Raw genomic sequence first — 12,819 nt, forward strand, 5'->3', positions numbered from 1 at the left:
GTTCATTTGGAGGGTGAAGATAAAATGGATGCCTCGGCGCAAACCGCGCGCGAGGATGATGAGGCGTGTCCGCCCATGAGACCGAATGGTCGCACCTCTCACCCGGTCGTCATCCCCGCGAAAGCGGGGATCCAGTACGCCGCGGCCTATCGAGGACTCACAACCGTCTCTGGAATACTGGATCGCGCGCGGTCAAGCCGGGCGATGTCAGCGGAGGTTGGCGGCCGATCATCGGGCTCGCAAGCGCAGAGCAACGCGATCGGTGCGTAGCCCGAATGAACGCGGCGACATGCGGGGTCTCCGACACGGCGCGTGTGATCCCGGATGTCGCTGCGCCCATCGGGGCTACGGCGGCAAGCGTTGCTGCAAGTTTGTGCCCATGTCTATCAGCCCGTCATTGCGAGCGCAGCGAAGCAATCCAGGGTGGTGTGGGGGACTCTGGATTGCTTCGCTACGCTCGCCATGACGATGTGGATACAGCGGCGTGTGCCATCGAATTCGGTGGTCGTTGCAGCCGCTCAGCCCTCCGCGATCGCCGCGCCGCCCTTGTAGATGCGGTGATAGCGGTGGCCGAGATTGGTCAGGACCTCGTAGCCGATGCTGCCGAAATGATGCGCAAGCTCGTCGACGGTGATGCCTTCGCCGAGCAGCGTGGCGAAGTGGCCGCGGCGGGCGGCTTTCGGTGGCAGGTCGGTGACGTCGACCGCGATCAGGTCCATCGAGATGCGGCCGGCGATCGGACAGCGCTGGCCGGCGATGACGACGTCGGCGCCGCGCGTGCCGTCGTTGGAGGAGGCGGCGCGGAAATAGCCGTCGGCATAGCCGGCGGAGAGGATCGCGATCCTGGTCGGCCGGCGCGCGGTCCAGGTACCGCCATAGCCGACGGCATCGCCGCGCGCGAGGTCGCGCAGTTGCACGATGCGGGCCTTGATCTCGGCGACCGGCTGCATCGGGTTGTCAGCCTCCGGCGTCGGGTTGACGCCGTAGAGCGCGGCGCCCGGACGGACCATGTCGAACTGGAAGGAGGCGCCGAGGAAAATGCCGGAGGAGGCGGCGAGCGCGGCCGGCACGCCGGTGAAGACGCTGGCGACCTCGCGGAAGGTCGCGAGCTGGCGCGCGTTCGATGGGCTGTTGACCTGCTCGGCCGACGCCAGATGGCTCATCACCAAGGTGATGCCGTGATCGCCGCTCTGGATGCGCGGGATCATGCCCTGCGCATCGATCGGCGTGAGGCCGAGCCGGTTCATGCCGGTGTCGACATGGATGGCGGCGCCGCCCTTCCAGCCGGTGCGGCGGCAGAACATGTCCCACTCGGCGAGCTCGTTGAGATCGCCGATGACAGGGCGGCAGTTGATCGCGGCGTAATCGTCGCCGGTGTTCTGGAAGAAGCCGTCGAGCACGTACAGCGCGGCGGAGTCGGGCAGGGCGCTGCGGGCGACCTTGGCCTCGCCGAGCGTCGCCACGAAGAAGGTCTTGCAGCCGGCGGCGGCGAGCGTGCGCGCCACCTGCGGAATGCCGCAGCCATAGGCATCGGCCTTGATCACGCCGGCGCATTCGGCTGGCACCGCGGTCTTTTCCAGCTTGCGCCAATTGGCGGCGAGCGCGTCGAGATCGATCGTCAGCACGCCGGTGGCGCTGGCCGGGATCGCATCATCGGCCGCCGAGACGGAAGACTCGGCGGGCTTCTGTTCGGGAACACTCATGCGGCGCTTTTACGCGCCGCGGCGTCCCGGTTCAACAGCACACGGTCAATAGTCGTGATTCTGCGGCGGCAGGCCGTCATGCGCGAGATCGCCGAACCGGGTGACCGAGGCGTCGAAGTGCAGCTCGACCGTGCCGGTCGGACCGTGACGCTGCTTGCCGATGATCACCTCGGCCTTGCCCAGCGCCAGATCCATTTCCATCTGCCATTTCTGGTGCTCCTCGGTGCCGGGGCGCGGCTCCTTGGCGGCGAGGTAGTATTCGCCGCGATACACGAACAGCACGACGTCGGCGTCCTGCTCGATCGAGCCGGATTCGCGCAGGTCCGACAGCTGCGGCCGCTTGTCCTCGCGGTTTTCGACCTGGCGCGACAGCTGCGACAGCGCGATGATGGGAACGCTGAGCTCCTTGGCCAGCGCCTTCAGGCTGGTGGTGATCTCGGTGATCTCCTGCACGCGGTTGTCGTTGCCGCGCTTGCCCGAACCCGACAGCAGCTGGATGTAGTCGATCACCAGCAGGTCGAGCCCCTTCTGGCGCTTCAGCCGGCGGGCGCGCGCCATCACCTGCGCGATCGAGATGCCGCCGGTTTCGTCGACATAGAATGGCAGCGACTGCAGCTCGATCGAGCATTCGCGCAGCTTCTCGAAATCGGCTTCGGTGATGCCGCCGCGGCGGATCATGCTGGAGGGAACGCCCGAGCGCTCGGCGATGATACGGGTGGCGAGCTGTTCGCCGCTCATTTCGCACGAGAAGAACCCGACCACGCCGCCCTGCGCGGCGCGGTAGGTGCCGTCGGGCTGGAGTTCCGGAACATAGGCCTGGGCGACATTGTAGGCGATGTTGGTGGCGAGCGAGGTCTTGCCCATGCCGGGACGGCCGGCGAGGATGATCAAGTCGGAGTGTTGCAGGCCGCCCATCTTCGCGTCGAGGTCGCGCAGACCCGTCGAGATGCCCGACAGCTTACCGTCGCGCTGGAACGCCTTGGCGGCCATGTCGAGCGCGGTGGTCAGCGCCTGCGAGAATTTCTGGAACCCGCCGTCATAGCGGCCGGACTCGGCGAGCTCGTACAGCCGGCGCTCGGCGTCCTCGATCTGGTTGCGCGGCGCGAAGTCGACCGGCGCGTCATAGGCGACGTTGACCATGTCCTCGCCGATGCCGATCAGGTCGCGGCGCAGCGACAGGTCATAGATGGTGCGGCCATAGTCCTGGGCGTTGATGATTGTCGTCGCCTCGGCGGCGAGGCGCGCCAGATACTGGCCCACGGTCATGCCGCCGAGGTCGACGTCCGCCGGCAGGAACGTCTTCAACGTCACGGGCGTCGCGATCTTGCCCATGCGGATCAGACTGGACGCGGTCTCATAGATTGTCTGATGCAGCGGCTCGAAGAAATGCTTCGGCTCGAGGAAATCGGAGACGCGATAGAACGCGTCGTTGTTCACGAGGATCGCGCCGAGCAGACCCTGCTCCGCCTCGATGTTGTGAGGCGCGCTGCGATAGGTCGGCGTCGCGGCGTCCGTAGGAGCCAGCTTGAGTACGTTCGAATCGGTCAATGCCATGGATGCGTGTTTAGCAGCTTTGCAGGGGAGGGGATAAAGCGCCAGTCGCGTACGAAGCGGAAGCGAAACGTGACGGCTATTCACCGTCAGGTAAATCTGGTGGATGAATCCGGACTCGCCAGATGCCGTGCTTGACGCAATCGAGTGAACTCAGCGCTGGGCCCGGTAGAGCTGAACCCCGGTGCAATCACGGAGGGAGGTGCCTTGCGCACCACCGGAATCTCCCGACACGTGTTCCGCGCCCGGTGCATGAAACCGGGTGGGGGCTGCCGTCAGATCCGCGTGCGCTGTCAGACCAGCAGCAGATACAGCAGCGCGAGCAGGGAGGCGCACACACCGGCGGCAATCAGCGCGTAATCGGTGCTGAAGTCGGTCTGCGGTTCCAGCATGGCTTGGGTCGGGCTCTCGATCATGCCGGGAGACTACGGCCGGGCTTCCCCGGGGTCTGTGAGCCAGTTCACAGACCGGACGTTTTGTTTGAAAATTTGAGACGGATGAGTGGAAGTTCGTGCTGGAGATGTTGTCTGCAAGATGAGCATCTTGGAATTGAACTCGGGCGAGAATTGAGCGCAAGCGCTCGACATCATGCGCGAGATCACGGCTCCAGATCCCGCTGTCGTCCCGGGCAAGCAGCGAGGCCGCGTCAGCGGCGTCGCTGCGCCGACCCAGGACCCATAATCTCAGGGAGATGTGATGGAGCGGGATGCCGATCGAACACGGTCCCTCAACTGCCGCAGGTGGTTATGGGTCCCGGCTTTCGCCGGGACGACGGCTGTGGCGATGGAGGCAGCTCCCGTCGCCACCATTGGCTGGAGCCTCATGTTACTGCGGGACGGCGAACTGCGACAGCTGCGTCAATGCGCCCATTCCTACTCCCCGGCCATGCGCAGCGCCGGGCGAGCGCCGCGCTCCAGCGCGCGCAGGCGCGCCTCCTCGCGGTGGATGTAGTCGCGGGTCATCGGCACGACGCCCTGGCGTTTAGTCAGCTGGATCTGGAAGTTCATCATGTTCTGCTTGCGGAATGCCATCTCGGCGGCCGCCAGATAGAACTCCCACATGCGGGCGAAGCGCTCGTCATAGAGCTGCACGGCTTCCTCGCGGCGGGCCATGAAGCGCTCGCGCCAGGCCTTCAGCGTCTCCGCGTAGTGCAGCCTGAGGATCTCGATGTCGCAGACCAGAAGGCCGGCGCGCTCGATCGCCGGCAGCACCTCCGACAAAGCCGGGATGTAGCCGCCGGGAAAGATGTATTTGGCGATCCACGGATTGGTCGAGTCCGGACCTTCGGACCGGCCGATCGAATGCAGCACCATCACGCCGTCGTCTGCGAGCAGTTCTGCGCAGCGGCGGAAGAAAGTGTCGTAGAAGGCGGCGCCGACATGCTCGAACATGCCGACCGAGACGATGCGGTCGAATGTGCCGGGAACGTCGCGGTAGTCCTGCAGCAGGAAGCGGGCGGAGGCGGAGAGGTTTCGTTCCGCCGCGCGGGCATTGGCGACCTGCAGCTGCTCGGTCGACAGCGTCACGCCGGTGACATCGGCGCGGGTCATTTCCGCAAGATACAAACCCAGCCCGCCCCAACCGCAGCCGATGTCGAGGACGCGGTCGTCCGGATCGATCAGCAGCTTGGCCGCGAGGTGTCGCTTTTTGGCGAGCTGGGCATCGTCGAGCGTGGTGTCCGGCGTGTTGAAATAAGCGCAGGAATATTGCTTGTCGGCATCGAGGAACAGGGAATAGAGCCGCCCGTCCAAGTCATAATGGTGCGCAACGTTTTTTCGCGATCGTGCCCTGATGTTGAGCTGGCGCAGCGGTCTGATCAGGTAGCGCAGCCACCATTGCGGCTTGGCCCAGTCCGGCATCACGGCCGGCTGGCTCATGATGATCGAGAGCAGGTCGGCGATCGATCCCCGCTCAAGGACGAAGGTGCCGTCCATATAGGTTTCCCCGAGCGCCAGTTCGGGATTGGTCAGCAGGCGGCGCTCGGCCGTCCGGGTCGTGAAGCGCGCCGCGACGGGGACACCGGTTCCATCCCCGCAGCTGAATGTGACGCCGTCGGCGGTCGTGAAGCTGATCGACCCGCGGCAAATGAAACTAGTCAACAGACGACGCAGCAAACGGTCCATTCCCATCACCCAACGAGCTACCCCCGTGAGATGCTGACTTGCCCGGCTGTCGCACTCGACGCATCGAGAACCGATAAGTTCCCATGCAAACCTTACGTATGTTAGTTAGGAGGCATATCTCGTGCCATTGGAGTGGACACAAGGCTGTTATTCCCGATCCACATCGAAGTCTGGAGATCTGTGCGCTGGAACATCTGTGCGCTTTCATTCGTGGTCCGATCCGCTAAAAAGGCGGCGGCCGCCGGTGCTTAGCCGGTGTCCGGCCGGTCTTGGTCGGATCAGGTCTTGGAGGATCGCAGTCGACGAGAGCGGCCGCTCATGCTGGCGTCGCGCTCGCCCGATGGCGAGGGGAAGCACGGCAACTGCCGTCGCGGATGGCACCGTGCGGGCAAAACCATAGCTGGAGAATGAGGATGGTGGGCCGAGCGCTCAATTTGGCGACGGTGGTGGTGGCGTTCTGCATCGGCTCGGCCGGCGCAGCCATGGCGCAGGAAAATCTCGATGCCGGCAAGACGCCGGCGCAGATCTTCAACGGGACCTGCGTGGTCTGCCACAAGTCCCCGCGCGGTCTGGCCAAGACCGTGTCCGCGGGATCGCTGCCCGGTTTCCTGCGGCAGCATTATACGACCAGCCCCGAGATGGCCGGCGTGCTCGCCAACTACCTGATCTCCAATGGCGCCGCCGACGCCCGCTACATGGGTCATTCGGGCAAGGACGGTAACAAGGACGGCAAGGAGACGCGCTCCGAGCGCCGGGCGCGCGCCGCGACCGAGCCCACCGAGGCCAAGCCTGAGGCCGATGGCGCTGGGCAAAGCGAGCCGCGCCGCCGCGGCCGTCATTCGAAGCGGTCCGAGCCGGCCGAGACGAAGCCTGAGGCGGGAGCAGAGGCCAAGCCGCCGGTCGCTGAGCAGCCGGCCGATGGCGAGAGCAGCGCGGTCGGGAAGAAGGGCAAGCACGGCAAGCGTAAGAAGCCGGCCCAGGAGGGCGCGGCCGCCGATGAGCCGCGCAGCGAGTCGACGGGCGCGACTAGGCCGGCACCGGCGCGAGACGACAGTTCTGCGCGATCCGAGCCGCCAAAGGTCGAGACGCCGAAATCCAGCGATGCGGCGCCGGCGCTGCGCGCCGACCCGGTGCCGCCGGTGACGCCGGCTCCGGCGACGACCCAGTCGGTGCCGTCGGATCCTTCGGTGCCGTCGTCGCCATCGCGATGAGCATAAGAAAAAGCCCGGCTCGATGAGCCGGGCTTCGTTTTAGCTGCGGGGCGCTTACTGCGCGGCCGGTTCACCGGCGGCCTCTTCCTGGGCCTCCGGATCGAAGAACTCGCCGGCGGCGGCGATCGCCTCGGCGGCGGCGTCACGGTCCTCCTGGCGGGTCGAGATGTCCTCGCCGCGCTTGATGCGCTCGGCCTCGTCGGCGCTGCGGGCGACCGTCACGGTCACCGAGGTCTCGACCTCCGGATGGATCGCGATCGTGATCTTCTGCTGGCCGATGGTCTTGATCGGCGCGTCGAGCCAGACCTGCGGACGGCTGACGGTGATGCCGTCAGCGGCGAGGGCGGCGACGATGTCGCGGACCGAGACCGAGCCGAACAGCTGGCCGGATTCGGAGGCCTGGCGGATGATGACGATGTCGCGGCCGTCGATCTTCTCGGCGACCTTGGACGCCTCGCCCTTGGCCTTGATGTTGTTGGCCTCGAGCTCGGCCTTCATGCCCTCGTACTTGGCCTTGTTCTCGGCGGTCGCCCGCAGCGCCTTCTTGCGCTTCAGGAGAAAGTTACGGGCGAACCCGTCCTTGACCTTCACGATCTCGCCCATCTGGCCGAGCTTGGCGACACGTTCCAGCAGAATGACTTCCATCGATGTTCTCCTTCAAGATGTTCGGAAGCGGTTGGTGTGAGGTTGACGTTTTACGGCACCGGCAACGGCGGCGGCCGCCGCGGCCCGAAGCGGTGGCGGAGGTCGAAGGCGGCGTCGGCGAGGCCGAGCGCGACCATGGCCAGCACGGGGAGCGGCCAGATGAAGGTCGGTATCAGCGCGTAGGCGAGGCCGAGCCACAGCGGGCGCGTCCGCATCGGCAAGGTCAGTGTATGCAGCACCGCAAGGCCGGTGAGCGCATAGGCCGTCAGCAGCGCCGCAGCCGCGATCCGCGCCAGCAGGCCGACCAGCCCCTCAGGGAAGCAGAACGCGATGATGGCAAACAGCGCCGGCAGGGTCATCAGCGGCAGCTTGGTCTCGCGCAGGCGCGGCCACGGACGCATCAGCCGGCCGGAGATCGCGGTGATCTTGGCGGCGATCACGACGTTGAGCGTGAGGATGGTGGTCATGATCATCGCGACCATCAGCGGCGCCATGAAGACCAGCAACTCGAGCAGACGGGGAATGTCGACGCCCTCGGGCGTGCCGGTCCTGGCCAGCACGCGCTCCAGCAGCCGCCTGAAGGATTGATTCGTGGCCGACACGTCCGTACCGAAGGCGAACGCGACGATCAGCCCGGCGATCACGGCGACCCACAGCAGGATATTGCCGGGAGGATACCATTCGACGGTGTCCTGGCCGGACGGGCCTGCCATGGTCCGGCCGAGCAGGACGAGATGGCCGAGCCACCAGGCGGGAAGGGCGACGGATATCGCAAAGATCTCGGCGCGCGAGAAGCTGAACACGGCCAGCACGCAAGCCGTTGCGAAGAGACCGCCGATCGCTGCGCAGAGGCGGCCCCAGGCGATGCCGGCGACCATCAGCGGAACGGGAGCAAACAGCGCGAGGACGAGCGACAGCATCACGCCCGACACGGTCGAGGCGAACATGACGGCGGAGGCAGCGCCTGCCGCGAGCGCGATGAGAAGCGTTCCGATCATCAGCTGTCCCGCTCCCTTCGAGCGGTTAGAGGCCTCAAGGCCCCAACCATCGGCAACCGGACGACCCGGAAGCCTTATGAGAATTCGAGAAACAGAACCGGCGGCGCGAGGCCGCCGGTTCGGGGTCCGCGTTTAGCGGATGACGTAGGGCAGCAGGCCGAGGAAGCGCGCGCGCTTGATGGCGCGGGCCAGCTCACGCTGCTTCTTGGCGGACACCGCCGTGATGCGGCTCGGCACGATCTTGCCACGCTCGGAGACGTAGCGCATGAGCAGCTTCGAATCCTTGTAGTCGATCTTCGGCGCGTTCGGGCCCGAGAACGGGCAGGTCTTGCGGCGGCGGAAGAATGGGCGACGTGCGGCGGCTTCAGCCATTGATCTTACTCCTCGTCCGCAGTTTCTTCGTCACGGGGACGGCGCGGGCCACGATCGCCACGGTCACCGCGATCGCCACGGAAGCCGCCGCCATCGCGCTCGCCACGGAAGCCGCCGCCGCGGTCGTCGCGCTCACGGTCGCGATCGGCCTTGCGCATCATCGCCGACGGGCCTTCCTCGAGCTCCTCGACGCGGACGCTGAGGTAACGGATGACGTCCTCGCTGATCCGCTCCTGGCGCTCGATCTCGGCGATCGCCGCGGACGGCGCGTCGATGTTGAGCAGCACGAAGTGCGCCTTGCGGTTCTTGTTCATGCGGTAGGTGAGGGAGCGAACGCCCCAATTCTCGGTCTTCGTGACCTTACCGCCGAGACCCTCGACGATACCGGTCATCTGAGTCGTCAGTTCTTCCACCTGCTGGGTGCTCGCGTCCTGACGCGCGAGGAAAACATGCTCGTAAAGCGGCATGGCTGTCCTTTCCAAGTTGGCGCAAATCCCGGCGTCAAGCCCTTCGAGACCTTGTGGAAAGGACTCGCAGACGTCAGCTCAGAAGGCGGGAACACGGGACGACGGGCCGACTGGCCCTGCCACATCAAAGTCGCCTGGACGTCTTGGAGGTTGGAATTCCCCAAGATGAAGCAAAGCGATTTTGCTGGGACCGTCCGTTCAGCTCCCGGCTCGGGATCCACGGATGGCGGGCCTTATACCGATTTTCGCAGCCGAGGCAAGGGAAAGTGGTCGAAATGCGCCCGTCATGCGCTTGACATCACGGGTCGGGCCAGTGTCTTTCCGGCCAAAGTTACTCAATTCCAGGGATTTTGGAACGTTCAGGGAGCGGCCATGACGGCAGCATTCACTTTTCCGGGGCAGGGGTCCCAGGCCGTCGGCATGGGCAAGGCGCTCGCGGACGCGTTTCCGGCGGCCCGCGCCGTGTTCGACGAGGTCGACGCCGCCCTCGGCGAAAGGCTGACCGCCATTATTTGGGAAGGCCCGGCCGAGACCCTGCAGCTCACCGAAAATGCCCAGCCGGCGCTGATGGCGGTGTCGATGGCGACTTTGCGGGTGCTGGAGAGCGAGGCGGGCTTCTCGGTCGGACGCGACGCCGCGTTCGTCGCAGGCCACTCGCTCGGTGAATATTCAGCGCTGGCGGCCGCCGGCAGTCTGACCATCGCAGATACTGCTCGCCTGCTGCGGACGCGCGGACTTGCCATGCAGAAGGCTGTTCCTGTTGGTGTGGGCGCCATGGCGGCGCTGCTCGGCATGGACTACGACGCCGCGGTCGCGGTCGCGGAAGAGGCGGCCCAGGGCGAGGTCTGCCAGGCTGCCAACGACAATGGCGGTGGCCAGGTGGTGGTGTCCGGCAATAAGGCTGCGGTGGATCGCGCCGTCGAGATCGCCCGCGCCAAGGGGGCCAAGCGCGCGATGCTCCTGCCGGTCTCCGCGCCGTTCCACTGCCAGCTGATGCAGCCGGCGGCCGATGTCATGGCCGAGGCGCTGGCGAAGGTCACCATCAAGGCGCCGGCCGCGCCTGTCGTGTCGAATGTTCTGGCCGCGCCGATCAGCGATCCCAACGAGATTCGCCGTCGTCTGGTCGAGCAGGTCACAGGCACGGTGCGCTGGCGCGAATCGATCGCCTATATGGCGGGTCAGGGCGTCACGCGCTTCTTCGAGATCGGCGCGGGCAAGGTGCTCAGCGGCCTGGTCAAGCGGATCGCGGACGGCGCGGTCGGCGTCTCCGTCGGCGGACCGGCGGACATTGCGGCCGCCAAGGATGCGCTGGCCGCGGCGAAAGCATCGTAAAGGGCCGCGTCAGCGGCATTGAGGAGAGTTTGGATGTTCGATCTGAGTGGCAGGACCGCGCTGGTCACCGGCGCGACCGGAGGCATCGGCAACGCGATCGCCAAGGCCTTGCATGCCCAGGGGGCAACCGTGGCCATCTCGGGCACACGGCGCGAGGTCCTCGAGACGCTCGCTGGCGAGCTGGGCAGCCGCGTTCACGTGCTGCCCTGCAACCTGTCGGACGCGGCCGAGGTCGAGGCGCTCGTGCCGGCCGCGGAGCAGGCGATGGGCCAGGTCGACATTCTCGTCGCCAACGCCGGAATCACCCGGGACAACCTGTTTGTGCAGCTGCGCGATGAGGATTGGGACGAGGTCATCAAGGTCAACCTCACCGCCACCTTCCGCCTGTCGCGTGCCGCGACCAAGCTGATGATGCGCAAGCGCTTCGGCCGCATCATCGCGATCACTTCGATTGTCGGTGTGACCGGCAATCCGGGTCAGGGCAATTACACGGCGTCAAAGGCCGGCATCATCGGCATGATCAAGACGCTCGGCGCCGAATATGCCAAGCGCGGCGTCACCGCCAACTGCATCGCACCGGGCTTTATCAAGACCCCGATGACGGACGCGCTCAACGACAAGCAGCGCGAGAGCATCCTGGCCAAGGTGCCGGCGGCGCGGCTCGGCACGCCCGAGGATATTGCTGCAGCTGCGGTGTACCTCGCCTCCAACGAGGCAGCCTACGTCACCGGACAGACCATTCACGTCAACGGCGGCATGGCCATGATCTAGGCGGCTTCCACGGCTCGGAATGCGGCGAAAAGACGTCGCAACAACCCTTGCGAGCCGTGTGGCCAATGATTTGCGTGTATGGTAACCGGGCCGCTCATGTGGGCACGAAGAACGCCATTGCAGGATTTCCAAACCCTGTATATTGGCGGGGCAAGCTGCCATCGTTCGCCGGGCCTCCGTCGGCTGGTGCTGCTGATCCGGGTTCCTGTTTGAGCGCTCTGGGTCTGAGGCGTACCGGACTGGTGGAGTGTGGATTGGAGTTGTGAGTGGCCCCGTTTCCTAAGTTTGCGGACCGCAAGTCGTCGGCCAAGCTTCGGTAAAGGGGCGCTGCGGGGCAAATCTGGTTTTGCGCGATTGCGAAGGAAGTTTAGCGGCCGGGATGACGCGGATCATCCGGGGGTCGGGTCTTAAAGGAACAAGCACGAGGTTGAACGATGAGTGAGATTGGCGAGCGGGTTAAGAAGATCGTGGTCGAGCACCTTGGTGTCGAGCCCGAGAAAGTGGTCGACAGCGCGAGCTTCATTGACGACCTCGGTGCCGACAGCCTCGACACGGTCGAGCTCGTCATGGCCTTCGAGGAAGAGTTCGGCTGCGAGATTCCGGACGATGCCGCCGAGACCATCCTGACGGTCGGCGATGCCACCAAGTTCCTCGAGAAGAACGCCAAGAGCTGACGCTCCGGCGAGTATTGCGCGAAACCGGCCGATCCGTCTTGTGCGGTCGACCGGTTTCTTGCTGTTGGCGGCCGTCCGATGAGCCGTCACCCAGCGGCCGGCGAGGCACGATTCCGACGAGCTGACCGGCCAAGATTTGTTGCTCGAACAATGTGACCCGAGGTGCCGCGACGGCCATCTGCCGATCCACAAGCGCTCAAGGGCGGGTCTGGAGAAACGAACATGAGGCGGGTTGTCGTCACTGGCCTTGGCATGGTTTCGCCGCTTGGCTGTGGTGTGGAAACGACCTGGCAGCGGATCCTTCAGGGCAAGAGCGGCGCGCGCGTGATCGGAACGTTCGACGTCTCCGATCTGCCGGCCAAGGTCGCCTGCCAGGTGCCGCGCGGCGATGGCACTGACGGCACGTTCAATGCCGATCAGTGGATGGAGCCGAAGGATCAGCGCAAGGTCGACGACTTCATCATCTTCGCCATGGCGGCTGCGCGCCAGGCGCTCGACGACGCCAACTGGCATCCCGCGACGGAAGAGGACCGCTGCGCCACCGGCACGCTGATCGGCTCCGGCATCGGCGGCCTGTCGGGTATCGCCGACACGGCGATCCTGCTCAAGGAGCGTGGCCCGCGAAAGGTCTCGCCGTTCTTCATTCCCGGACGCCTGATCAATCTCGCCTCCGGCTATGTCTCGATCGAGCACGCCCTGAAGGGCCCCAATCATTCCGTGGTCACCGCCTGTTCGACCGGCGCGCATGCCATCGGCGATGCGAGCCGGCTGATTGCGCTTGGCGATGCCGACGTGATGGTGGCGGGCGGCACCGAATCGCCGATCTGCCGAATCGGCATGGCCGGCTTCTGCGCGGCGCGTGCGCTCTCGACCGGCTTCAACGAGACGCCCGAGCGGGCTTCGCGCCCCTACGACAAGGACCGCGATGGCTTCGTGATGGGCGAGGGCGCCGGCGTCGTCGTGCTCGAGGAG

13 protein-coding genes are annotated in these 12,819 nt (G+C 65.7%); 5 read left to right on the forward strand and 8 right to left on the reverse strand.

Annotated elements, in window-relative coordinates; all coding sequences use genetic code 11:
• Positions 1 to 518 precede the first annotated feature (518 nt).
• The 4 genes from alr to BRAO375_RS07825 all read right to left on the reverse strand — a co-directional run bounded on the left by alr (position 519) and on the right by BRAO375_RS07825 (position 5,377).
• On the reverse strand, positions 519 to 1,703 hold the full coding sequence (gene alr / locus BRAO375_RS07815; protein ID WP_009026920.1) for an alanine racemase: 1,185 nt from the start codon (positions 1,701 to 1,703) through the stop codon (positions 519 to 521).
• A 45-nt stretch (positions 1,704 to 1,748) separates the two neighbouring features.
• The gene (locus BRAO375_RS07820; protein ID WP_035639518.1) at positions 1,749 to 3,257 is read right to left on the reverse strand and encodes a replicative DNA helicase; all 1,509 of its coding nucleotides are present in this window, start codon (positions 3,255 to 3,257) and stop codon (positions 1,749 to 1,751) included.
• A 290-nt stretch (positions 3,258 to 3,547) separates the two neighbouring features.
• A complete protein-coding gene (locus BRAO375_RS38830; RefSeq protein WP_283806058.1) occupies positions 3,548 to 3,670 on the reverse strand; it encodes a hypothetical protein in 123 nt (40 codons plus the stop codon).
• Between the two features lie 456 nt (positions 3,671 to 4,126).
• Positions 4,127 to 5,377, reverse strand: coding sequence for a cyclopropane fatty acid synthase (locus BRAO375_RS07825; protein WP_009026923.1), 1,251 nt, complete (start codon positions 5,375 to 5,377; stop codon positions 4,127 to 4,129).
• Between the two features lie 413 nt (positions 5,378 to 5,790).
• On the opposite strand from BRAO375_RS07825, the gene BRAO375_RS07830 reads away from it, so the two are divergent.
• Positions 5,791 to 6,588, forward strand: a complete 798-nt coding sequence (locus BRAO375_RS07830) for a hypothetical protein (RefSeq protein ID WP_009026924.1) — start codon at positions 5,791 to 5,793, stop codon at positions 6,586 to 6,588.
• Positions 6,589 to 6,642: 54 nt separating this feature from the next.
• Here the strand turns inward: BRAO375_RS07830 and rplI are convergent, their stop codons facing one another.
• From rplI to rpsF, 4 genes are all read right to left on the reverse strand, one after another.
• A complete protein-coding gene (gene rplI, locus BRAO375_RS07835) occupies positions 6,643 to 7,233 on the reverse strand; it encodes a 50S ribosomal protein L9 (RefSeq protein WP_009026925.1) in 591 nt (196 codons plus the stop codon).
• 50 nt (positions 7,234 to 7,283) lie between these two features.
• Positions 7,284 to 8,231 carry a hypothetical protein gene (locus tag BRAO375_RS07840; RefSeq protein WP_009026926.1) on the reverse strand — a complete coding sequence of 316 codons (948 nt, stop codon included), beginning with the start codon at positions 8,229 to 8,231 and terminating at the stop codon, positions 7,284 to 7,286.
• 132 nt (positions 8,232 to 8,363) lie between these two features.
• A complete protein-coding gene (rpsR, locus tag BRAO375_RS07845) occupies positions 8,364 to 8,603 on the reverse strand; it encodes a 30S ribosomal protein S18 (RefSeq protein ID WP_009026927.1) in 240 nt (79 codons plus the stop codon).
• Positions 8,604 to 8,608: 5 nt separating this feature from the next.
• Entirely contained in the window at positions 8,609 to 9,070 is a 462-nt protein-coding gene (rpsF, locus tag BRAO375_RS07850; RefSeq protein ID WP_011926260.1) for a 30S ribosomal protein S6, read from the reverse strand.
• A 372-nt stretch (positions 9,071 to 9,442) separates the two neighbouring features.
• On the opposite strand from rpsF, the gene fabD reads away from it, so the two are divergent.
• From fabD to BRAO375_RS07870, 4 genes are all read left to right on the forward strand, one after another.
• Positions 9,443 to 10,402: an ACP S-malonyltransferase gene (gene fabD, locus BRAO375_RS07855; protein WP_009026928.1), complete on the forward strand. Its 960-nt coding sequence runs from the start codon at positions 9,443 to 9,445 to the stop codon at positions 10,400 to 10,402.
• 33 nt (positions 10,403 to 10,435) lie between these two features.
• Entirely contained in the window at positions 10,436 to 11,173 is a 738-nt protein-coding gene (gene fabG / locus BRAO375_RS07860) for a 3-oxoacyl-[acyl-carrier-protein] reductase (RefSeq protein WP_009026929.1), read from the forward strand.
• A 434-nt stretch (positions 11,174 to 11,607) separates the two neighbouring features.
• The gene (locus tag BRAO375_RS07865; RefSeq protein WP_002716125.1) at positions 11,608 to 11,847 is read left to right on the forward strand and encodes an acyl carrier protein; all 240 of its coding nucleotides are present in this window, start codon (positions 11,608 to 11,610) and stop codon (positions 11,845 to 11,847) included.
• Between the two features lie 222 nt (positions 11,848 to 12,069).
• Positions 12,070 to 12,819 (forward strand): beta-ketoacyl synthase N-terminal-like domain-containing protein (locus BRAO375_RS07870; protein WP_035639522.1); only part of this gene is annotated, 750 nt, incomplete at its 3' end.

The sequence above is a fragment of the Bradyrhizobium sp. ORS 375 genome (assembly GCF_000239775.1).
In the GTDB taxonomy this organism is placed as follows: Bacteria; Pseudomonadota; Alphaproteobacteria; order Rhizobiales; family Xanthobacteraceae; genus Bradyrhizobium.

Excerpts from the sequence above, each read along its gene's own strand:
- alr (WP_009026920.1), bottom strand. The coding sequence starts at position 1,703 with ATGAGTGTTCCCGAACAGAAGCCCGCCGAGTCTTCCGTCTCGGCGGCC.
- BRAO375_RS07820 (WP_035639518.1), bottom strand. The coding sequence starts at position 3,257 with ATGGCATTGACCGATTCGAACGTACTCAAGCTGGCTCCTACGGACGCC.
- BRAO375_RS38830 (WP_283806058.1), bottom strand. The coding sequence starts at position 3,670 with ATGATCGAGAGCCCGACCCAAGCCATGCTGGAACCGCAGACCGACTTC.
- BRAO375_RS07825 (WP_009026923.1), bottom strand. The coding sequence starts at position 5,377 with ATGGACCGTTTGCTGCGTCGTCTGTTGACTAGTTTCATTTGCCGCGGG.
- BRAO375_RS07830 (WP_009026924.1), top strand. The coding sequence starts at position 5,791 with ATGGTGGGCCGAGCGCTCAATTTGGCGACGGTGGTGGTGGCGTTCTGC.
- rplI (WP_009026925.1), bottom strand. The coding sequence starts at position 7,233 with ATGGAAGTCATTCTGCTGGAACGTGTCGCCAAGCTCGGCCAGATGGGC.
- BRAO375_RS07840 (WP_009026926.1), bottom strand. The coding sequence starts at position 8,231 with ATGATCGGAACGCTTCTCATCGCGCTCGCGGCAGGCGCTGCCTCCGCC.
- rpsR (WP_009026927.1), bottom strand. The coding sequence starts at position 8,603 with ATGGCTGAAGCCGCCGCACGTCGCCCATTCTTCCGCCGCCGCAAGACC.
- rpsF (WP_011926260.1), bottom strand. The coding sequence starts at position 9,070 with ATGCCGCTTTACGAGCATGTTTTCCTCGCGCGTCAGGACGCGAGCACC.
- fabD (WP_009026928.1), top strand. The coding sequence starts at position 9,443 with ATGACGGCAGCATTCACTTTTCCGGGGCAGGGGTCCCAGGCCGTCGGC.
- fabG (WP_009026929.1), top strand. The coding sequence starts at position 10,436 with ATGTTCGATCTGAGTGGCAGGACCGCGCTGGTCACCGGCGCGACCGGA.
- BRAO375_RS07865 (WP_002716125.1), top strand. The coding sequence starts at position 11,608 with ATGAGTGAGATTGGCGAGCGGGTTAAGAAGATCGTGGTCGAGCACCTT.